At 63.9% G+C, this 19,544-nt stretch carries 18 protein-coding genes and 1 pseudogene; 12 read left to right on the top strand and 7 right to left on the bottom strand.

Going from position 1 to position 19,544, the window contains the following annotated elements:
- Positions 1-927, bottom strand: a complete 927-nt coding sequence (locus LOY33_RS11935; protein WP_258662707.1) for a bifunctional 2-polyprenyl-6-hydroxyphenol methylase/3-demethylubiquinol 3-O-methyltransferase UbiG — start codon at positions 925-927, stop codon at positions 1-3.
- 259 nt (positions 928-1,186) lie between these two features.
- Between LOY33_RS11935 and LOY33_RS11940 the strand changes: the two genes are divergently transcribed.
- The 8 genes from LOY33_RS11940 (at position 1,187) to betI (ending at position 11,553) form a co-directional block, all read left to right on the top strand.
- Positions 1,187-2,527 (top strand): diguanylate cyclase, encoded by a 1,341-nt coding sequence (locus LOY33_RS11940; RefSeq protein WP_173925049.1) that lies wholly within the window; start codon positions 1,187-1,189, stop codon positions 2,525-2,527.
- Between the two features lie 58 nt (positions 2,528-2,585).
- The gene (locus LOY33_RS11945) at positions 2,586-3,662 is read left to right on the top strand and encodes a hypothetical protein (protein ID WP_253086659.1); all 1,077 of its coding nucleotides are present in this window, start codon (positions 2,586-2,588) and stop codon (positions 3,660-3,662) included.
- A 188-nt stretch (positions 3,663-3,850) separates the two neighbouring features.
- On the top strand, positions 3,851-4,750 hold the full coding sequence (locus LOY33_RS11950) for a proline iminopeptidase-family hydrolase (protein WP_258662710.1): 900 nt from the start codon (positions 3,851-3,853) through the stop codon (positions 4,748-4,750).
- A gap of 269 nt (positions 4,751-5,019) precedes the next feature.
- Entirely contained in the window at positions 5,020-6,387 is a 1,368-nt protein-coding gene (locus tag LOY33_RS11955; protein WP_043861243.1) for an APC family permease, read from the top strand.
- Positions 6,388-6,544: 157 nt separating this feature from the next.
- Entirely contained in the window at positions 6,545-8,041 is a 1,497-nt protein-coding gene (locus LOY33_RS11960; protein ID WP_258662712.1) for an aldehyde dehydrogenase family protein, read from the top strand.
- A gap of 10 nt (positions 8,042-8,051) precedes the next feature.
- Positions 8,052-9,236 carry an iron-containing alcohol dehydrogenase gene (locus tag LOY33_RS11965; RefSeq protein WP_054914492.1) on the top strand — a complete coding sequence of 395 codons (1,185 nt, stop codon included), beginning with the start codon at positions 8,052-8,054 and terminating at the stop codon, positions 9,234-9,236.
- Between the two features lie 60 nt (positions 9,237-9,296).
- Positions 9,297-10,739 (top strand): cytosine permease, encoded by a 1,443-nt coding sequence (locus LOY33_RS11970; protein WP_043861246.1) that lies wholly within the window; start codon positions 9,297-9,299, stop codon positions 10,737-10,739.
- 166 nt (positions 10,740-10,905) lie between these two features.
- Entirely contained in the window at positions 10,906-11,553 is a 648-nt protein-coding gene (betI, locus tag LOY33_RS11975; protein WP_052504246.1) for a transcriptional regulator BetI, read from the top strand.
- Positions 11,554-11,557: 4 nt separating this feature from the next.
- Here the strand turns inward: betI and LOY33_RS11980 are convergent, their stop codons facing one another.
- The 3 genes from LOY33_RS11980 to LOY33_RS11990 form a co-directional block, all read right to left on the bottom strand.
- A complete protein-coding gene (locus LOY33_RS11980; protein WP_173925048.1) occupies positions 11,558-11,728 on the bottom strand; it encodes a hypothetical protein in 171 nt (56 codons plus the stop codon).
- 140 nt (positions 11,729-11,868) lie between these two features.
- Positions 11,869-12,555 carry a hypothetical protein gene (locus LOY33_RS11985; protein ID WP_258662714.1) on the bottom strand — a complete coding sequence of 229 codons (687 nt, stop codon included), beginning with the start codon at positions 12,553-12,555 and terminating at the stop codon, positions 11,869-11,871.
- A gap of 67 nt (positions 12,556-12,622) precedes the next feature.
- Positions 12,623-13,345, bottom strand: coding sequence for a DUF4375 domain-containing protein (locus tag LOY33_RS11990; RefSeq protein ID WP_258662716.1), 723 nt, complete (start codon positions 13,343-13,345; stop codon positions 12,623-12,625).
- An 88-nt stretch (positions 13,346-13,433) separates the two neighbouring features.
- Here LOY33_RS11990 and LOY33_RS11995 point away from each other — a divergent pair, with 88 nt between their 5' ends.
- Positions 13,434-14,066: a dTMP kinase gene (locus LOY33_RS11995; protein WP_078480948.1), complete on the top strand. Its 633-nt coding sequence runs from the start codon at positions 13,434-13,436 to the stop codon at positions 14,064-14,066.
- A gap of 25 nt (positions 14,067-14,091) precedes the next feature.
- Here the strand turns inward: LOY33_RS11995 and LOY33_RS12000 are convergent, their stop codons facing one another.
- Together LOY33_RS12000 and LOY33_RS12005 are read right to left on the bottom strand one after the other, a co-directional pair.
- A complete protein-coding gene (locus tag LOY33_RS12000; protein WP_054914496.1) occupies positions 14,092-14,307 on the bottom strand; it encodes a TIGR02450 family Trp-rich protein in 216 nt (71 codons plus the stop codon).
- A 133-nt stretch (positions 14,308-14,440) separates the two neighbouring features.
- Positions 14,441-15,751, bottom strand: coding sequence for an MFS transporter (locus tag LOY33_RS12005; protein WP_104572466.1), 1,311 nt, complete (start codon positions 15,749-15,751; stop codon positions 14,441-14,443).
- Positions 15,752-16,011: 260 nt separating this feature from the next.
- Between LOY33_RS12005 and LOY33_RS12010 the strand changes: the two are divergent.
- From LOY33_RS12010 to LOY33_RS12020, 3 genes and pseudogenes are all read left to right on the top strand, one after another.
- Positions 16,012-16,975, top strand: a pseudogene (locus LOY33_RS12010) (GNAT family N-acetyltransferase).
- Between the two features lie 97 nt (positions 16,976-17,072).
- Entirely contained in the window at positions 17,073-17,297 is a 225-nt protein-coding gene (locus LOY33_RS12015) for a hypothetical protein (protein WP_100632747.1), read from the top strand.
- The gene (locus LOY33_RS12020; protein ID WP_258662718.1) at positions 17,294-18,736 is read left to right on the top strand and encodes a tetratricopeptide repeat protein; all 1,443 of its coding nucleotides are present in this window, start codon (positions 17,294-17,296) and stop codon (positions 18,734-18,736) included. Before LOY33_RS12015 ends, LOY33_RS12020 begins: the two co-directional genes overlap by 4 nt.
- 43 nt (positions 18,737-18,779) lie before the next feature.
- Here the strand turns inward: LOY33_RS12020 and LOY33_RS12025 are convergent, their stop codons facing one another.
- Complete coding sequence (locus tag LOY33_RS12025) at positions 18,780-19,505, bottom strand: hypothetical protein (protein WP_100632749.1); 726 nt, start codon at positions 19,503-19,505, stop codon at positions 18,780-18,782.
- Positions 19,506-19,544 lie beyond the last annotated feature (39 nt).

A 19,544-nucleotide genomic window follows, 5' to 3' on the forward strand; every position in this document is an offset into this window, starting at 1 on the left:
TCAGGGCACAGGGTTGATGAACGGGCCGCCGGTGAACTGCACGAACAGCTGGCGGTACTCTTCGTTTTCCGGGTCGATGATCAGTGCCTGACGCAGGAACTCCAGCCCCTCGCGAGCGTTGTCCAGCTGGCAGCTGAGGGCAAAGGCCAGGTACAGGTGATAGGCGTTGAAGAAGTCGAACGACAGCGCCACCTTCACCAGGTGCAGGGCGCCGGTCAGGTCCTGGGCCCGCAGGCGCGTGCCGATCTCGTGATTCAACTGGGCGCCATCCTTGATCATCAGGTTCGCCAGGCCGACCTGCTTGCGCAGTACAACCGTATGGCCGTTGCCGACCTTCGAGTCGGTCTGCTCGACGCTTTCGACCAGCCAGTGCCCCAGCCCGACGTTGTTGATCAGGTTGACGGCCCGCAGCATGCTCTGCAGGGAGAGCACCAGGTGATGGCCACGCCACAGGTGCGCGTCGATCGTGCTCATGTCGACGCGCTTTTCGTAGGCGTCGATCATCTGTTCCAGGGTGGTCAGCGCGCGGATGCGGTCGGTGGGCTCGGCGTTGCGGTTGGGGAAGATGCAGAAGAACACGCCACCGTCCTTCACCACCCGGGATGACTCCACGTAGGCCGCCAGCAGGTTGGGCACATGCTCGATGACGTGGGAAGTGATCAGGTAGTCGAAGGTCTGGTCGGCAAAGGGGATATCCAGGAAGTCGCCCAGCGCGTCGACCCTGGCGGGCTCGACGTGGTAGTTGGCCTGTTCCTGCTTGTAGTGCGTGTAGTCTTCCAGGTCCTGCGGGTACAGGAATGCCTCGCCATCGCAGGGGGCCAGGTTGATGCAGTCCGGCAGGTAGAACGCATTATGCGCGGCGGCACCGATCTCCAGGCCGCGGCCCTGACAGTATTTGCTGGCCAAGGCCATGCCTTTATGGTTCATCGACGCTTGCTTCCTCTGAAAAAATGCCTTGCGCAGGCTATCGGCAGGGCCGCGCAAGTATTGAGCCGGGTATGCAGCGCTCGCGTTCAAAGACTTCCCGCGCAGCGTGCAATAGAATACCCGGCGGGCGAACCCGGTTGGTTCGTCCAGTGCCGAAGCCTCTTGTGATTCGTGTAGGCATCAGGCTTCTTGCTGAATTGAAAATAGGCCACACATGCCAAGCGTTTCCCCGGAAGTACAAGCCAAAGAATGGCACAGCATGGTTTCCCAGTACCCATGCACGCTGACCCAATCGTTGCAGGGCCTTGTCGAGCGCAACAAGGTCATGTTGGCCGCGCGGTTCTATGAACACATGCTGGCCGACCCCAATGCTTCGCTGATCCTGTCCCACGACGAGGTCAAGAGCCGCCTGGGCAGTTCGATGCAGGCCTGGCTGGTGCGGGTCTATTCGGTGTCGCCCACCGATGACTGCATGCCGCTGGTTGCCCTGCAGAAGCAGGTGGGGGAAGTGCATGCGCGCATCGACGTGCCGCTGCACCTGGTGCTCAGTGGTGCGCGGCACCTGAAGAAGTTGCTGTTCCAGCTGATTCTCGAACAGCAGTGGGCCAGCGAGGCGCAGGCATTGCGCCTGGCCAGCGAAACCATGGACCTGGCCATGGAAATCATGAGCCACGCCTATTCGCGGTCCCATGACCGCAACTCGCGCAACGAGGAAGGCTACCGGCTGTTCTCGGTGCTGCAGAACATCAGCACCGAGCGCGAGCGTCAGCGCGGCGCCTTGCTGGACTGGGAAAACAGCCTGATGTTCGACCTGGCCATGGGCTCCAACGGCGTGAACCTGCCCAGGCTCGCGGCCTCTGATTTCGGCCTGTGGTTCCGTCACAAGGGCGCCTACGCCTTCCAGAACACCAGCGAAAGCGATCAGATCCTGAAGATCATCCGTCACATGGATGACGTGTTGCTGCCCATGTTTCTTGCCTCGATGCACGAGCAGGAGACGCGCATGCGCCTGCTGCGCGACATTCGCGACCAGACCAAGAGCCTGATGTTCAACCTCGACAACCTGTTCAACACCGCCAACGAGCTGGAAAGCGGCCGCGACGTGCTCACACGCATGCTCAACCGCAAGTTCCTGCCGGTGGTGATCGGCAACGAGATCGCCATCGCGCAGAAGACCGGGCAGACGTTTTCGGTGTTCTCGGTGGATATCGACAACTTCAAGTCGATCAACGACAACTTCGGTCACGAAGCCGGCGACGCGATTCTGCAGCAGATCGCCGAGATCCTCAGCAGCCACAGCCGCGCGGGGGACTACGTGTTCCGCATGGGGGGCGAGGAGTTCCTGATGATCCTGGTGGACATCGACAGCGCCAACGCCATGAAGGTGGCGCAGAAGTTGCGGCGCAAGGTCGAAGCGGAAAAGCTGCAACTGACCGAAGGCCGCAGGCACCAGGTCACCGTGAGCATCGGCATGGCCACCTACAACGGCCACCCCGACTACCAGCACCTGCTGCGACAGGCCGACCAGGCCATGTACCAGGCCAAGCAGGGCGGCCGGAACCGGGTGGTGGCGTACGGGGAACTGACCTCGCCGGAGTGACAGACCAAGCCTGATGGAGGCGACGATGCACACGCCAAGGCGCCTATGGCGCAGCGTTATGTGGTTGACAGTGCTGTGGCTGATGGCCAGTGGCGCGCTCGCCGCCGAGCACGGCCACTGCGGGCGCCAGGCCGGCCCGCAGTGCCTGCACAGCTTCGCGTTGCCGGCAGGTGCAGGCCAGATGCATTACTACGCATCGCGCGTGCCAAGGCCCGGCGACCCCCACGGCCCGCAGACGGCACTGCTGATACTGCACGGGCATCCGCGCGATGTCGGGCGCAGCTTCGAGGCCGGCTTGCAGGCGGCACGTGCTGCGGGCCGGTTGCCGCGTACCCTGGTGGTGGCGCCGCTGTATCAGGTGGCGCCGGCGCAGGCCGGGCGTTGCAGCATGCCGGACACGCCCGGCGCTCAACCGGGCGACGCGCTGTGGAGCTGTGCCGGCTGGCTGGCGGGGGCTCCCTCGCTGGGCGCCCATCCGCTTGGCGCCTTTGCGGCACTGGACGCCTTGCTGGGCGAACTGGCCCGGCAGTGGCCGAGCCTGCGCAGTGTGACCCTGGTGGGGTTTTCGGCCGGTGCGCAGATGCTCCAGCACAGCATCGGTTTTGCCGCCGACCCGCCGGCGGGTGTGGCGCTGCGCTATGTGATCGCCGACCCGGGCAGCTGGCTGTACTTCGACCCGGTTCGCCCCGTGCCCCTGCGGGGCGAGCGAACGGTGCCGTGGGAGGCCTGTGGTACGGGGGGCTGCACCTGGCGCTTCGACGTGCCGGCGACGTCTCCGGCCTGTGCCTATGACCACTGGAAGTACGGCACCCAGTCGCTGCCTGGCTATCTGCCGCGTACCGGCGCACAGGCCCGCGCACACTATGCGGCGGCCCAGGTCGATTACCTGGAAGGTGCCCTCGACAGCAGTGCCGACAAGGGCACGTTCTATCCGATTCTCGACAAATCCTGCGCGGCCATGTTGCAGGGGCCTTTCCGATTGCAGCGAGGGCTGGCGTATGCCGCCTATGAACAGGCCGTGCTCAAGCCGCGCACGCCCAGGCGCATGGTCATCGTGCCAGGTTGCGCGCATGACGTGGCCTGTGTACTGGGCGCCGATGCAGCGCGGCCCGTGCTGTTCGCGCCGCCGCCCTGAGCGTGCCGCAGCGCCACGGCAGGTCAGGAAAATAATTCAGGACCAGCCCATTTTTTTTCGCTTGTGCCAGCCCCTTCGTGCCCTAAGACTCGAGCAGGGCGACGACCGCCTGTTCCCGCGTCAGTACCGGGCTTGCGGGTTCGGGGGCGTGCGCCAACAGAATAACAATCACAAGGTTGGAGGTGCTCGTGAGTGACTACGCTGCTGTGCCAGATGAAAGCGGCCATATCGATGTGCCGGGTGGGAAGGTCTGGTACCGGCTCAACCGCTCGGCCAACAGCGGTGCCGTGCCGCTGATCGTGCTGCATGGCGGCCCCGGCAACTCCCATGACTACCTGCTGCCGCTGCTCGAACTGGTGCCTGACCGCAGCGTGGTGCTGTACGACCAGCTCGATTGCGGACGCTCGCAGCGGGTGGGCGACACACGCAACTGGACGCTGGAGCGTTTTACCGACGAGATAGATGCCGTTCGCGAGCACCTGGGCCTGGGCCAGGTGCATCTGTTTGCCAGCTCGTGGGGCTGCAGCATCGCCATCAACTATGCGGCCCGGCAGCCGGCCGGGCTGTGCTCGCTGGCGCTGTCGGGGCCGTTGGTCGATGCCAAGCGCTGGATGGCGGACTGCGAGCGATTGAAGGCGCAGTTGCCCGACCACCTGCAGGCGGTGATGCGCCGGTGCGAGGCGCAGCGCGACTTCACCAACCCCGAGTACCTCGAGGCGGTCAACGCGTTCTATGTGCGTCACCTGTGCCGCGTGCAGCCCTGGCCGCAGATCGTGGTCGACACGATGGACAATTGCGCGACCGAACTGTACGGCTACATGTGGGGCCCCACCGAGTTCTTCGGCACCGGCACACTGGCGGACCTGGACCTGACCCCGAAGCTGGCGTCGATCGAGGTGCCCACGCTGTTCATGTGCGGGGCCCACGACGAAGGCACCCCCGAATCGGGCCGGGCCTTCGCGGCGATGGTCAGGGGCGCCGAGTTCTGCTGCATACCCGAGGCCTCCCACATGCCGCATATCGAAAACCCCGAACCCTTCTTCAGGCACCTGCGCGCCTTCATTGCCAAGGCGACCCCGCGCACCTGAATGCCGTCGGGTCGATGCACAGCCAGGGCGGCACCGCTGGGGATCATTCCGCCGACGACTGATTGCATGCGCAATGGTCGCTTGTTCGCCTGGTGGCCCACTTTGATACTTGCCCCTTGCAGGAAGCAGCCCCGGTACAGCGCACGCAGCCCCGCGAGCGCTGTACCGACCCTTGAAGTCATGGATAAAACTATAAAAAACAAGTCGACCCAGGCCCCTGGCGAAGCAGGGGGTTGCGCCTCGACGATCTATTGCTTCGGAGATTGCCCATGTCGATTGCCAATGCGTCAGATACCCCCAGTACACAAGACCCGGAGCAGGCAGGGCTCAAACGGGTACTGAGCTTTTCCGATGTGCTCGCCTACGGTCTGCTGTATTTCGTGCCCATCGCCCCGGTCAGCGTGTTCGGGCTTATCTACAACACCTCCGCCGGCATGGTGGCGCTGGTGTACCTGGTGGCCGCCGTCGCGATGATCTTCAGCGCCATCAGCTACAGCCAGATGGCCAGGAAGATCCCCCTGGCCGGCTCGGTCTATTCCTATGTCACCCACGGCACCAACAGCAGCCTGGGCTTCGTGGCCGGCTGGGCGATTCTGCTCGATTACCTGCTGCTGCCGGCACTGCTGGCGGTGCTGGGGGCGGCGGCGCTGTCGGCGCAGTTCCCGCAGGTGCCGACCACGGTGTGGCTGGTCACCTTCGTTGCGGTGCCCACGGCGGTCAACCTGATGGGCATCGAGATGAATGCCAGGTTGAGCAAGGTGCTGCTGCTGATCCAGCTGGTGGTGCTGTTTCTGTTCGCCGCCTTCGCCACCTCTCGCATCATCGAACTCAAGCCGACCCTGGAGCACTTCATCGCGCCATTCTACAACCGCTCCGACTTCTCCATGGCCATGGTGTTCGCCGCCGTACCGATTGCAGCCCTCAGCTACATCGGATTCGACGCGGTGTCGACCCTGAACGAAGAGGCCAAGGGGGGCGGGGAGACGGTCTCCAGGGCCACGATGATGCTGCTGGTGCTGGTCACGGTGCTGTTCGTGGGGCAGGTGTACCTGGCGGCAGTGTTCGTGCCGCTGGGCACGGTGTACCAGGGCGCCGCTGCCGACACCGCGTTCTATACCCTCAGTGCCGAGATCGTCGGGGCCTGGTTTCTGCCGGTGATCACCCTGACCAGCGGCATCATCGCGCTGATGGCCAACACCCTGGTGTCCCAGGCGACCACGGCGCGGGTGCTGTTCAGCATGTCGCGGGACAAGCGCCTGCCCGCGTACCTGAGCCGCATCAGTGCCCGCACCAACGTGCCTGCCAACGCCATCGTCACGGTTGCGCTGGTTTCGTTCGTGGTGGCGTTCGCCGGGGCCGGCTACCTGGATGTGATGGTGACCCTGGTCACGTTCGGCGCGCTGACCGCCTACATCCTGTTGCACGTGTCGGTGATGATCTACTTCAGGAAGATCGGCCAGGCGCAGCTGTTCAGCCATGGGGTGTCCCCGGTGCTGGGCGTGCTGCTGTTGAGCTATGCGCTGTGGAGCACCAACGTGCACGCCAAGGTGCTGGGCGCCGCCTGGATGCTCGGCGGCCTGCTGATTGCCTGGGTGATGCGCCGGCGGGGGGCGCCCTCGCTGACCTGGACGGACTGACTGCACGCTGCTGCCCATGCATCGCCTGGAACAATGCCCGCTCATGCGGGCATTTTTATTGAAAATAAATTCAGTAACGGTCTTGATCGTTATTGAAGATATTTTCAGTATCGCCTAGGATTGCCCCAGCCTGACAAGAACAAGACGGGGTATTGCAGTGACACGACTCAAAGACAGGGCCTATTGGCTCGACAAGGCAGCAACGTTGCCGCTGGAGGGCAGGGCATTCATCGACGGGCGCTATGTGGACGCGCAAGACGGGGCGACCTTCTGCACCCGCAGCCCGGTTGACGACGCCGTGCTCGCGGCGGTGGCCCAGTGCGCGAAGGCCGATGTGGACCTGGCCGTGGCTGCTGCGCGGCGCAGCTTCGAGGCCGGCGTGTGGAGCGAGCTGGCGGCCCGCGAGCGCAAGGCGGTGCTGCTGAGGTGGGCCGCACTGCTCGAGGCGCATACCGACGAGCTGGCGCTGCTGGAGACCCTGGACAGCGGCAAGCCGATTGCCGATACCATTGGTGCCGACCTGCCGGGCACGATCTACTGCCTGCGCTGGTTTGCCGAACTGATCGACAAGGTGCACGGTGAGGTGCCGGCCACCGACCCGCAGTTCTTCGGCACCGTGACCCAGCAGCCGCTGGGCGTGGTGGCGGCGGTGGTGCCCTGGAACTACCCGCTGCTGATGGCCGCCTGGAAGTTCGCCCCGGCCCTGGCAGCCGGCAACAGCGTGCTGCTCAAGCCGTCGGAGAAAACCCCGTTGAGCGCCTTGCGCATCGCCGCCCTGGCGATGGAAGCGGGTGTTCCGGCTGGGGTGTTCAACGTGCTCCCCGGTGATGGCGCGGTAGGGCGCGAGCTGAGCCTGCATGGCGACGTCGACTGTATCGCCTTCACCGGCTCCGGCGCGGTGGGGCGGCAGATCGCGCAGAACGCCGCCGCCTCCAATCTCAAGCGTGTATGGCTGGAGCTGGGCGGCAAGTCGGCCAATATCGTCATGGCCGATTGCGCGGATATCACCCAGGCCGCGCAGTCGGCAGCAGCGGCGATCTTCGCCAACATGGGCCAGGTGTGCAGCGCCGGGTCGCGTCTGCTGGTGCAGCGCTCGGTGATCGAGCCGCTGCTGCGCGAACTGCTCGTGGCCACCGACAGCTATTACCCGGGGCACCCCCTGGACCCGGCCAGCGTCACGGGTGCGATCATCGACGCGGTGCAGTTCGAGCGCGTCCAGCGCTACATCGAAACAGGCCGGCACGAGGCGCAGTTGCTCAAGGGCGGCCAGGCGCTCTCGCCGGTGGGGGCAGGCGCCTACCTGGAGCCGACGATCTTCCTTGCCCCGGACGCAACCGCGCGTATCGCCAACGAGGAAATCTTCGGCCCGGTGCTGGTGGTGATTCCCTTCGACACCCTCGATGAGGCCATCGCCATCGCCAACCAGACCGAGTTCGGCCTGGCGGCGGCGGTGTGGTCATCCGACCTTGGGGCCATTCACCGCGCCACCCGCCAGCTCAGGGCCGGCACGGTGTGGGTCAACTGCTATGACGAACTGGTGGACATGAACTTCCCGTTTGGCGGGTTCAAGGAGTCCGGCAATGGCCGGGACAATTCGGCCCATGCGCTGGGCAAGTACACCGAATTGAAATCCACCATCCTGCGCTGCCGTTGAGGTCAACCCCATGCAAAACACGCTTTCAGCCTTGAACCCGCAACAATGGACCGTGCCACTGCCCATCGAGTACGGCCCGGGTGCGCGTCATCACCTGGCCAGGCTGTGCCGGGACTTCAACATCAGCCGACCGATCATCATCACCGATCAGGGCTCGCTGCGCCTGCCCTTCGTGGATGAACTGCAGCGCAGCCTGACCGAGGCGGGGCTTGCCTGCGGCCTGTACGGCGGCATCGAGCCCAACCCCACCGACCAGTCGGTACTGGCCGGTGCCGCAGCCTATCGGGCCTGGGGCGCCGACGGCATCATCGCGCTGGGGGGCGGCAGTGGCCTGGACGGCGGCAAGGCGGTGGCCCTGGTCGCCCGTCAGCAGCGCAGCGAGCTGTGGGCCTTCGACTTCGACAAGCCGGTGCCGGCAGGTTTCAGTGCGGCGGACTTTGCGCCGGTGATCGCGATTCCCACCACCGCCGGCACCGGCGCCGAAACCGAGAGCACCGCGATGCTCACCGACACCGGGCGCGGCATCAAGGGCTGCGTGTGGCACCCACGGGCGCGCCCGGCGGCGGTGATCCTGGACCCGGAGCTGACCCAGAGCCTGCCGGCCAACCTGACCGCATGGACCGGGTGCGATGCGATCATCCATGCCCTGGAAGCCTACTTCGTGCCCAGCTTCAACCCGCTCAGCGATGGCGCCGCGTTGCAGGCATTGACGCTGCTGTGGGGCTCGATCGACACCGCCGTCGAACGCGGTCACGACCTGGAGGCGCGGGGCAACATGCTGATCGGCTCGTGCCTGGCCGGCGTGGCGTTTCTCAAGGGCCTGGGGCTGGTGCACGCACTGAGCCATATGGTGGGCGCCACCTACAACACCCACCATGGGTTGACCAACGCGGTCATCCTGCCGGTGGTGCTGCGCTACAACCAGGCGCAGATCACCCCGCGCCTGATGCCGGTGGCGCAGGCCCTGGGCTTGCCGGACGCCGAGTTCGAGACCTTCTACAACGCCGTGTGCGCCTTGCTCGACCGCCTGGAGATTCCCAGGTCGCTGGCCGAGCTCGGGGTCCGCCAGGCCGATGTCGGCGCCGTGGCACGCAAGGCCATGGGCGACCCGGCGCGGCTGACCAACCCGCGCGACAGCACCCAGGCACAACTGGAGGCGCTGTTGACCCAGGCGATCAACCACGCCCGCGATTGATGAACCCGCTGTTTTCCGCTTAGCCGTGCAACCAGACCAATAAAAAAAGGTGCAACTGCCATGTCTGCCTCCCACTCGGCGTCCAAGGGACGCCTGAACCTTGAAACACGCTCCATCGATTACGTCCCGCTCGCAGAGCGCCACGGCAAGGCGTGGCACCTGTGGCCCATCTGGTTCTGCGGGGAAGCGCACCTGACCACCCTGGCGGTGGGCATCATCGGGGTCGGCATGGGCGCCAACCTGTTCTGGTCGGCGGTGGCGATCTTCCTGGGCTGCGCCTTCGGCACGCTGTTCATGGCCGGCCATTCCACCCAGGGCCCGCAGATGGGCCTGCCGCAACTGATCCAGTCGCGCCCGCAGTTCGGCTACCTGGGCGCGTTGCTGGTGTATGTGGTGGCCATCGCCACCTACGTGGGCTACAACGCCTTCAACCAGTTGCTGGTGGGCCAGACGCTGCACGAACTGTTCGACGTTCCCGAAAACGGCTCGGCCATCGCCTTCTCGCTGCTGGCGATCGTCATGGCGATTGCCGGCTACAACACCTTCCACAAGGTGCAGCGGCTGCTGGCGTTCGTGCTGATCGCGGTGATGCTGGTGTTCACCGTGGGGCTGTTCTTCTTCGTCAAGCTGCCAGCCGATCAGCTGAGCGTCTCGGACTTCAAGGCAACGCCGTTCCTGGCGCAGTTCTTCGTGGCCGCCGCGTATCAGCTGAGCTGGGCGATCTACGTGTCGGACTACTCGCGCTACCTGCCGGCCAATGTCAGCGTGCGCTCGTCGTTCTGGTGGACCTACATGGGCGCGATGATCGGCGGGGTGTGGATGATGCTGATCGGCGCCCTGGCCGCGGCACTGAGCCCGGGGCAGAACCTGGCCAAGGGCCTGGTGATGCTGGGCAACACACTGTTCGGCGGCTTCGGTGAATGCCTGCTGATCCTGGCGGTGCTGAGCCTGGTGACCAGCGCGGCGCAGAACTTCTACGGCGCCTCGATCACCTTGCTGAGTATCGCCGACACGGTGAAGACCCAGACCTCCACCTTGTTCAAGCGCATCGTCTCGATGTTGCTGGTGGGCGGGACCGCGATCGCCATCGCGATGACCGCCTCGGACAACTTCGTGAAGGACTTCGGCGACTTCCTGGCCATCCTGCTGTACCTGTTCACCCCGTGGACGGCGATCAACCTGGTGGACTTCTACAAGGTACGCCACGGCAAGTTCTCGATTACCGAGATCTTCAAGCCCAACGGGATCTACGGGCGCTGGAACTGGCGCGGCATCGGCGCCTACGTGGCAGGCTTCGTGGCCATGCTGCCGTTCTCCAGCACCGGGCTGTATACCGGCTACGTGACCACGCTTCTCGATGGCGCCGACATCAGCATGCTGGTGGGCCTGGTGGTGTCGGCGCTGGTCTACGGGTGGCTGTGCCGCACCCAGGACATCGCGGCGGAGCTGTCGCGCATCGATGAACTGGACAAGGACCTGGAGCGCGGCCTGAGCGCCAACTGAGCCTGTCGACGATTGCCCCGGCGTGCGCAACGCACGCCGGGGCAATCGCCATTTCCTGTCACTTGCCCGGGCAAAAGTTGCTAAATTGTCGCCTCGCTTGGCGACTGAGATGTAGCCGCTGTCCGGAGACCGGGGCCATGCCCCGCAGTGCACAGGTTGTTGACGTATGAGCAGTGAGCCCGAAGTAACCCAACCCAGGAAGCGTCGAACCCGCATCGACCCCGAGACGCGCCGCAAGGCCATCATCGAGGCGACGATGCAGTGCATCACCCGCTATGGCCACAGTGGCAGTACCCTGGAGCGCATCTGCGCGCAGGCCGGGGTGTCCATCGGGCTGATCGGCCATCACTTTTCCAGCAAGGAAGAACTGATGCTGTCGACCTACCAGGAACTCACCGACCAGCTGCGCGAAGAAACCCGCAAGTACCTGGCGGTGCAGGGCGGCACCCCCGAGGACCGTCTGCTGGCGATCATCCGCTCCTCGTTTCGCGGGCAGATCTTCAACGAGTTCATCCTCACCACCTGGCTGGGGTTCTGGGGGGCGGCGGTATCGTCGGAGCAGCTGCGCGCCTTGAACAAGAAGCTCTATGCCGACTATCGCAAGGAACTGGAGTCGGTGTTCAAGGCCATCGGCAAGGCACAGGGCACGCAGATAGACGCCAAAAGCGCGGCGTTGACCATCACCGCGCTGATCGACGGCTTCTGGCTGGAATGGGCGCTCGACCACAAGGCCTTCAGTTCGAAGAAGGCCGAGAAGTGCTGCATTGTCACGGCGCAGATGTTCGTCAAGGGCGCCGAACCGCTGCAGCCTTGAACGGCTAGGCGAGAAACTCCGGCTCGGCGGGGGGCGCCTGCGGGGTGTCCTCGCGGATGCTGATGTACAGCGCCGCACCGCACACGCCCACCAGCCCCACGCTGGCGATCACGATCTCGCCCAGCAGCATTCCCACGATCAGCAACAGCAGGCTAAGCCGGCAGAACAGGGTCATGGCTGTCTCCTTGGCAGTTGGATTGTTGTGCGGCCTACCTTATACGTTCGCCGTGGCTGCATGCAGCACCGGCGCGTTGCCATGGCATTGCTTCCCTGTGCTTTGGCCGAATTACCACCTGCGCCCAGGCCGGCCGAGGGCTACTTCGGGGTTGATGGGCAAGACGTGGCCGGGGCGCTAGCCGTGACCGGGCAGTGGCTCAGAAACGCCTGCAGACCTTGCTGATAGTCCTGCGCCGGCATCAGCTCGCTGTGCCTGGCAATCAGGCAGGCCATGCCCTTGGCGCGCATGTCTGCGCTCGCCACGTGGTAGAAATCCGGCGTTTCCAGCAGGTGTACGACTTGCTCCCAGGCCAGGACCGTCTTGCCGCCCCGGGCCTTGTCCAGCGTGAAGCCCTGATCATCGAAGCTCAGCTTGTACGTGTCCTGGGCCGATTTCAGGGGTGCCCGAAGCCTGGCCTCGATCAGGCGCTGGTTGAGCCCGCGTACCGGTGCCCGGGGCTTGGCGTGGTTGGCGGCGATCCGCGCTTGCAGGTGGCCGACCCAGCGCCCGGAAAAGCGCCACCACAGCGGGATGAACACCAGTGCGAACAGCAGCAGGGCGATGGCTTTCTCCGGGGTGATGCGTCGCTCCGGGAGATACACCGCCAGCAGGGCGCCGATCAGGCACAGGGCGAACATCAGCGGGCCGATCAGGCGGCTCTGCCACCTGGCGAAGGTGGCCAGGGCACGGGCCTGTTGCGCGTCCTGCTTGAGCAGTTCCTGCTTCAGCGCTTCGGCGATCAAGGACTGGAGGTGGTCGGGGGTGATGCGGTAGTGCAGTTCCATGAGGGGGAATCCGAGGTCCGTCGGGGAGGGCGGCAGTCTACCGGCTTGCGCGCTGCAGGGGCGCGGCTCAGGCGGGAAACTGCGCCATGTGCCGCTCCACCCACGCGTACAGCTGCTCGTCGAGCTGCGTGCGCTGCTGGTTGAAGCGGGTTTGGCAGGCGTCGAAGAGCGGGTCCTGCTGGACCCGTATGGCCAGCTCGACGTGGCGTTCATCGGCATGGGCCTGGCGCAGGTGCTGCTGGCGCTGATCGGCCTGCTCCAGTGTGTTCGCCAGGGCATCGAGCTGCAGGTGCCTGAGTTGGGCGATGGCCTGGGGCAGGTGAAAGTGCAGGGCACTGTCAAAGCCTTCCCATTGCTCGAAGGCCAGCCATTCGTGGATCACCATGAAGCAGCGCAGCGCCGGGGGCAGTTGATCCAGGCGCTCGAAATCCAGCCAGTACTGGCGGGGCAGCTGTTCGGCGGTTTCGATGGCCTGGGCGATCAGGTCCAGGGCGCGTGGTTTGTCCTGGTGATGGTGGCGCAGAATGCGCTGGGTCAGGGTGAAACGCGCTTCGTCCAGGGCGGTCAAGGCGCGGCTCAGGTCGTAGCCCGCACTGTGCAGGTACTGGCGGGCTTGGTGGTGTGGCAGCCCGGATTTTTCCATCAGCACCTGCAGTAGTTCGGCCTTGTACAGCTCGGCGGCCTGCTGCGGGTTGCCGGCGCAGCGTTGCAGCAGGGCCCGGGCGTGACGCAGGCCGATGGGCAGGGCGCTGCGCAGTTGCGCAAGGGCCTGGGTGAGTGTCGGGTCCATTGACGGAGGTGCCTCGGTGTCTGCTGGGGAGCGGGTGTGCAAGAATGCCGGCTCATGACTGATGGACACAACCAGAGGCGCAACAACAATGAACCGTCCGCTTTTCGTTTCGCTGGATGGCCCCAAGGGAACCGGCAAGACCACGCTGCTGGAAGCCGTGACCCAGGCACTGCGGGCGGACGGCAGAAAGGTGGTCCGGCTGTCCGAGAAAAACAGCGACCCCGGCCGGGGCGAGACGATGGCGCTCGTCAACGCACTGGTCAGAAACCCCAGCCGGTCGCTGGAGTGGGCGGTTTGCGAACGCCTTGCCGACAGCCGGGCCTGGATTTCCCGGCAGGTGCTGACCAGGCAGCCGCCCAACAGCATCATCCTGATCGACCGCTGGTATCCATCGGATGCGGCGTTTCGCCGGATAGTGCCGTTTGCCGAGATTCTGCGGTTGAACCTCGAGCGCGAGGTGAGTGTGCCGGACCTGCACGTAGGGGTGGTTACCAGCCCGCAGATTTCGTGGGCGAGGGCGGCGGCCAGAACCCGAGGGCTGGGCAGTACCGTGATGTTCAGCCTCGAGGAGCAGGTTGCTGCCACGCAGGCATTCGAGCAGGCGGTTGCGGATAACGGGTGGGTGCTGTGCCGTAATGAAGGCACGGTTGAGGAGGCGGTGAGGCAACTGGTTTGCGAGATCCATGCTGCCAGTCAAAGGATTCACAAGGCGATCGGTTGATCGTCCCATGCCCAGAATGTGCCGTTCAGCACCATCCGATTTTCCAGCGCTGGCTATCCCTGAGTTCCTGCCAGTCGAGCAGTTGTTTTCGCCCGCTGTGCACGGCCTGCAGTTCGATCTGCAGGGGTGTGCCGTGCTCATCGCAAATCAACTCGGTGACCAGGAAGTGCTTTTCACGGTTGACCGGCTGGCAGGCGGTCCACTTTGACAGCCCAAGCTTTCGTGGATTGAAACGGTTCATGCGTCCTCCGGCAGTTTCGAGCAGATTGCGAGTTGCCCAAGAGGCTGTCGACTGCTGAAGCAGTGCCTCTCGACCCAAGGTGAACGCTCGATCAACGCGTTCGGGGTCTCGGGACGCTCCACTGTAGCCTCTTTCAACCAGGCTCGCAGTGTGGCGCGGGCTTGGGGGCGGCCTGGCCGTTGACCGCATCGGGCATCGGCGGGTGATCCTGCACGGCCTGCATCAGGTCTTCTGTCAGGCGCAACTCGGCACCGGTAGGCGAAAAGGTTGCCGAGGCCGTGAACGGCGCAGGATTGACCGGTACCGGGCGCTTGCCGCGACGCCAGACGAAAAACGTCACCATGCTCAGGTTGACCACCGCGAAGGCCCAGAACAGCCCGTTTTCGCCCAGCGATGTCATGACCGGCGAGATCATCAGCGGGCTCATGGCAGAGCCCAGCGAGTTGATCAGCAGCAGGCCCTGAATCATGGGTACCAGCGCCTCGGGCGACGCGCGGTCTGCTGCATGGCTGACCGCTACCGGGTAGAGCGCGAACACGCCGCCGCCCAGCAGGAACAGCAGTGCGGCCAGCAGCGTCGCGGACAGCGGCAGCAGTACCACGGCCAGCGACAGCACGCTGCATACCCCCGCCAGCACGGTCAGCACTTCCAGGCGGTCCCTGCGGTCGGACCAGCGCCCTACGGGATACTGCAGCAGCATTGCCCCGAGAATCGTCCAGGCCATCAGGCTGCCGACTTCGCCGATATCGTGGCCGATACGCTGCAGGTACAGCGGAAGCAACGAATACACGGCGGCAATGGCCACCCCTGAGCCAAAGCAACCCACCAAGCCGGTAGGCGTCACCCCCAGCAGCTGTCGTGGTTTGAGCGGCTCGACCTGGTCGAGCAGCGGCGACACCCGTGGCAGGATCACGATCGGCAGCACCGACAAGGACGCGAGCATGCCGGCGACCATGAATGGCGCCGTGTCGCCCCAACCGGTGATCTCGCCCAGGGTTGCCTGGCCCAGCACGCCAGCGCCGTACAGGGCGATCATGTAGAGCGCTAGCAGGCGCCCGCGGATCTTTGCGTCACCGGCCAGCAGCAGCCAGCTTTCAATGACCAGAAACACGCCGACGGTGGCCCAGCCGTTGATCAGGCGCAGCACGAACCAGCCCCAGGTGTCATAGAACATGCCCTGCAGCAGGATGGTGACGCCAATCAGCGAGGCGAAGCTGCTGTAGGCACGGATATGGCCGATCCGCAGGATCAGCCGGTCGTTGAACAGGGCGCCTAGCGTAAGGCCGATGAAGTAGGCCGAGGCGACGATACCGATCATCGTGGCCGATTCCCCGGCTTCGCCCAGGCGCAACGTGGTCAAGGACGACAAGGCACCATTGCCCAGGGCGATGATGAACAGGCCCAGCAGGGGCGCCAGCGCCATGGCCAGCAAACGCGGAGACATAAAAACCTCGAGTGACCTGCTGCACGGCGCCTTCGGGCAGTACGCGCGATGTATCGAACGGCAGGAAAGGGCCAGCCAGGGCAGGGCGATGCCCCCTGCAGACTGTAGAAAAGGAGGCGAGATTTTAAGCATTGCGCGGCATTTGCCAAGTCACTTTGCTGCGACGTTGGGACGCAGGCGGTGAGGGGGGAGGAAAGTGCGCAAACTGTTCGCCATTCTGGCGTTATGTCTTAAGATGGCCGGTTGCCGAAAGAACCGTCATGGCAATCGCCATGAAGGGCTTTCATCCTTTGCATATCAAGTGTGGTGAAGATGAACAGGCCTTTCATTTCGCTGTGCCCTGAAATTACCCGGGCACATGCGCTGACGTTGATGGACTGGTTGGAAGACGAACGTGTTACCTGCTATCTGAGTGATTCGCGTGATGTTTCTCGCTCCATCGAACAAGCCATCGATCGGACTCAATTGCCGATCCTGACCCATCTATTCAATCGGGGCGGCCGATTCTTCATGGCCTATGACCGACATGACGCCCCCGTCGGCTTTGTCCGCCTCGTCAAGACTGGCTCCAACTGCGAGATCGTCCTGGTCATCGGAGACAGCGACAAGTGGGGCCGAAACCTTGGCGCCCGTACGATTCGCGAAGGCATGAAACTGGCCTTCCTCGACATGCGGGCCAAGAAGCTCATCGCCAAGATCCACCCGGACAACACGCGCTCGCTGAAAGCCTTTGTACGCAGCGGCTTTGTGCTGGAGAGCGAAACCCCGACATTGAAGTCATTTGCCATGACGATGGGGCGCTACCTCACGTTCTTGCGCGAAGGTGCCGTGGGCGACTCCACCGGGATCTACATCACAGAAATCGACAAGGCCAGGCTCGAGGGCCTGATCGCGCTAGAGGAAGGCCCGACCGTGGTGGAACTCGAGCATGAGCTCGAGCGGGCCATCGTCGTGAAGCCGCAGCAGGTGGCGCGCAATGTCGTCACGATGAACTCCAGGGCCTTGTTGCAGCTGGACGACGAGGAGATCGAAGTGGCGTTGGTCTACCCCGAAGACGCGGACAGCAGCACCGGCAAGCATTCGGTGTGTTCCGACATCGGCGCCGCCATCCTCGGCTATCAGGAGGGGGACGCCATCGACTGGCGAATCGCTGATCGAACCCGCCGGATCGAGATCCGGAAGGTGCTCTATCAGCCCGAGGCTGCGGGGCATTTCCACCTGTAGCTGCACTTTCAGTGGATGGTGGCGATACAGTGGCTATGCTTGGCGTTTCGCAACCCGGCTCCACGAGCCACCTGATGCTCGATTCCAAGGACGGACCATGCACGCTGAAAGTGATAGTACAAACATAACCGGTGTGATTCGAGCCTACGGCGCAAGGTCTCTTGAGACCGAGCCTGCCTGGGCTGCATTGAATGACACTGGCGGTGCGAGCGCCGCGATTGGCGATGACGGGAATGAGGCTGCTGAAAGTACCGACAAGGACGCTTTCGGCCGTGCCATGAAGATGAAGGCTGCCCTTGACCCGTTCAGAGGCTTTGCGTGAGTGCGCAAGTCTGGATGGCGAAATATGGTGCCCTGCGCACCACGCCAGAAGCTGCAGGCAATGGCTGCGCGCAGCAGACCGTATCGGTGCTGCTGGAGGAGGGCTGTACCCTGTGCGATCAGGGCGAGTTCGATGCCGCACAGGCATGCTTTCGTGCCGTTGTGCAGCAGTGTCCTGACTGGGCTGTTGGCCATAACAACCTGGGTTGGGCCTTGCAGCAATCGGGGCGCAATGAGGACGCAATTTCGAGCTACAAGGCTGCGATCAGCCTGCAGCCTGCCTTCGACCTGGCCAGGGCCAACCTGGCCTTTTTGCTGGCCACGCTGTATGGCCACATGGGCCAGCACGATTCGGCCCGTGGCATGTGGAAGGTCCTCGGCGAACTGTACCCGCGCGATCCAGAGATCCTGGAGCAACTCGTCAGCACTTCATTGCGTACTCACGACCTTGACGCTGCGGGCCTGTGGGCTGCGCACTATGCCTCTGTAGTTCGTGGTGACGAGCGCAGCCTGTCTCAACCCGGTGCCTTCGAAGGGCGTGGTGCTGTATCGAGGGCTTCGCGGGCCAAGCTGGTCCACGACCTGGAGCAGTTACGCTATTTGCGAGACCACCAGCTGATTGGTCCGCGTCTTGAGGCGGAGATTGCTAGCTATCAGGCAGCTCTCCAACCATTCGAACAGCCCAACAGTTTGGCAACACCCCCGGCCAACGTCGCTGCGCTGCCCCCGAGCTACGGGCGTAATGTGCACCAGTTGCAGGCTCCGCGACTGCAAGAAGGGGCCTTGAAGATGAGCCAGGCGCTGCTGCGAGCTGAACGCGATTACCTGGAGAGCCCCCTGGGCCTGGTCGTGATCGACGACTTCCTGTCTGCTGATGCACTGGCGCTTGTGCAGGCGTTCTGTTTGCAGTCCACCATCTGGCATACCGACCGATATGCTCATGGTCGGCTCGGCGCGTTCTTCAGGGAGGGTTTCAATTGCCCGCTTCTGCTGCAGGTTGCCGATGAGATTCGGAGTTGCTTCCCCCAGCTTATCGGCAAGCATCACCCATTGCTTCAGATGTGGGGGTTCAAGTACCAGCATGACCAGCCTGCGACACACCCCCATGCAGACTTTGCCGCTGTGAACGTGAACTTCTGGATCACGCCGGACGAGGCAAACCTTGACCGCGACTCGGGAGGGCTTGTGGTCTACGACGTCGAGGCACCCTCTGACTGGGATTTCGAAACCTACAATCGCCAAGGTGATCGAATTGCCGCCTTTCTGAAGGAGGCTGGAGCCCGGCGCACAGTCATCCCTTACAGGTGCAATCGCGCTGTGATTTTCAACTCAGATCTGTTCCATGCCACCGCGCCACTGGCTTTCCGGCCGGGCTACCTCAATCAACGGGTCAATGTGACGCTGCTCTTCGGGGAGCGTGGCAGCGCGCCGGGGCAATGAGGCTGCCAGCCCGGTGAGGTCGCCACCGGGCTGGCAGCATCGGCTATTCGCCTTGCGTGCGGATGTCTACCTGCATGCTACCGACGTTGTCCGTCAGGCCCGCACCATAAATCCCGTTGAGGTCATCATTGATGCACAGTTGCAAGACCCCCGACTGTCCTGCCGGCACCTTGACCTGAGGCCCAACCAGAAACGGTGCGTTGTCGCCAATGCGGCCGATCAGGGCCCCCTCGAACTGGCCGGGCAGGGTATAGCCTTGCTTGGCGCGATAGTTCGTGTTGCCGGCCGGGCCTGTTTTCCCTGTTGCCGGGTTGGAAGTCCAGGAGCCTTGCGCTGCAATCAGGGTGACCTGGCGGCCAGTCACTGTCAGGCCGCTTTGCTGCCAGGCTTGATTGGCCTGAATGGTCACGGTAACCGGATACAGGATGTTCACTGCATCACTGACGCTGGAGGCGTCGAAACCCGCTTTGCCAAGGGCTTCATTCATCTCGGTGGCCGGTGTGGCTGGCAGCACTTTCGGGTTGAGAATGGTTTTCCCGACGTCAAGCGCAGTCAGGTCCGGATAGGTGGTGTGCAGGATGATTGCGAGTTGGGTCGCGGTCAGGGGCGAGAAAACCTCGATCACGGCTTCGGCCACTGCGGTGTTGTCGGTGGTAGCCCCTCGGGCACGTGACTGGAGCTGGGCCAGTGCCTCTTTGACCGCCTCAAGGGGGCTCAGCCCTTGTTGCTTAAGAGACTGCAGGATGCTGATCAGGGTTTCGGTGCTCATGCTGTTTACCTCTCGTAGTCGCTGTTTGTAATGGGGTGA

Source organism: Pseudomonas sp. B21-036 (genome assembly GCF_024748925.1).
In the GTDB taxonomy this organism is placed as follows: Bacteria; Pseudomonadota; Gammaproteobacteria; order Pseudomonadales; family Pseudomonadaceae; genus Aquipseudomonas; species Aquipseudomonas palmensis.

Bases quoted from the DNA above. Each gene is read 5' to 3' on its own strand.
- LOY33_RS11935 (WP_258662707.1), bottom strand. From the start codon at position 927: ATGAACCATAAAGGCATGGCCTTGGCCAGCAAATACTGTCAGGGCCGC.
- LOY33_RS11940 (WP_173925049.1), top strand. From the start codon at position 1,187: ATGGTTTCCCAGTACCCATGCACGCTGACCCAATCGTTGCAGGGCCTT.
- LOY33_RS11945 (WP_253086659.1), top strand. From the start codon at position 2,586: ATGTGGTTGACAGTGCTGTGGCTGATGGCCAGTGGCGCGCTCGCCGCC.
- LOY33_RS11955 (WP_043861243.1), top strand. From the start codon at position 5,020: ATGTCGATTGCCAATGCGTCAGATACCCCCAGTACACAAGACCCGGAG.
- LOY33_RS11965 (WP_054914492.1), top strand. From the start codon at position 8,052: ATGCAAAACACGCTTTCAGCCTTGAACCCGCAACAATGGACCGTGCCA.
- LOY33_RS11970 (WP_043861246.1), top strand. From the start codon at position 9,297: ATGTCTGCCTCCCACTCGGCGTCCAAGGGACGCCTGAACCTTGAAACA.
- betI (WP_052504246.1), top strand. From the start codon at position 10,906: ATGAGCAGTGAGCCCGAAGTAACCCAACCCAGGAAGCGTCGAACCCGC.
- LOY33_RS11980 (WP_173925048.1), bottom strand. From the start codon at position 11,728: ATGACCCTGTTCTGCCGGCTTAGCCTGCTGTTGCTGATCGTGGGAATG.
- LOY33_RS11985 (WP_258662714.1), bottom strand. From the start codon at position 12,555: ATGGAACTGCACTACCGCATCACCCCCGACCACCTCCAGTCCTTGATC.
- LOY33_RS11990 (WP_258662716.1), bottom strand. From the start codon at position 13,345: ATGGACCCGACACTCACCCAGGCCCTTGCGCAACTGCGCAGCGCCCTG.
- LOY33_RS11995 (WP_078480948.1), top strand. From the start codon at position 13,434: ATGAACCGTCCGCTTTTCGTTTCGCTGGATGGCCCCAAGGGAACCGGC.
- LOY33_RS12000 (WP_054914496.1), bottom strand. From the start codon at position 14,307: ATGAACCGTTTCAATCCACGAAAGCTTGGGCTGTCAAAGTGGACCGCC.
- LOY33_RS12005 (WP_104572466.1), bottom strand. From the start codon at position 15,751: ATGTCTCCGCGTTTGCTGGCCATGGCGCTGGCGCCCCTGCTGGGCCTG.
- LOY33_RS12015 (WP_100632747.1), top strand. From the start codon at position 17,073: ATGCACGCTGAAAGTGATAGTACAAACATAACCGGTGTGATTCGAGCC.
- LOY33_RS12025 (WP_100632749.1), bottom strand. From the start codon at position 19,505: ATGAGCACCGAAACCCTGATCAGCATCCTGCAGTCTCTTAAGCAACAA.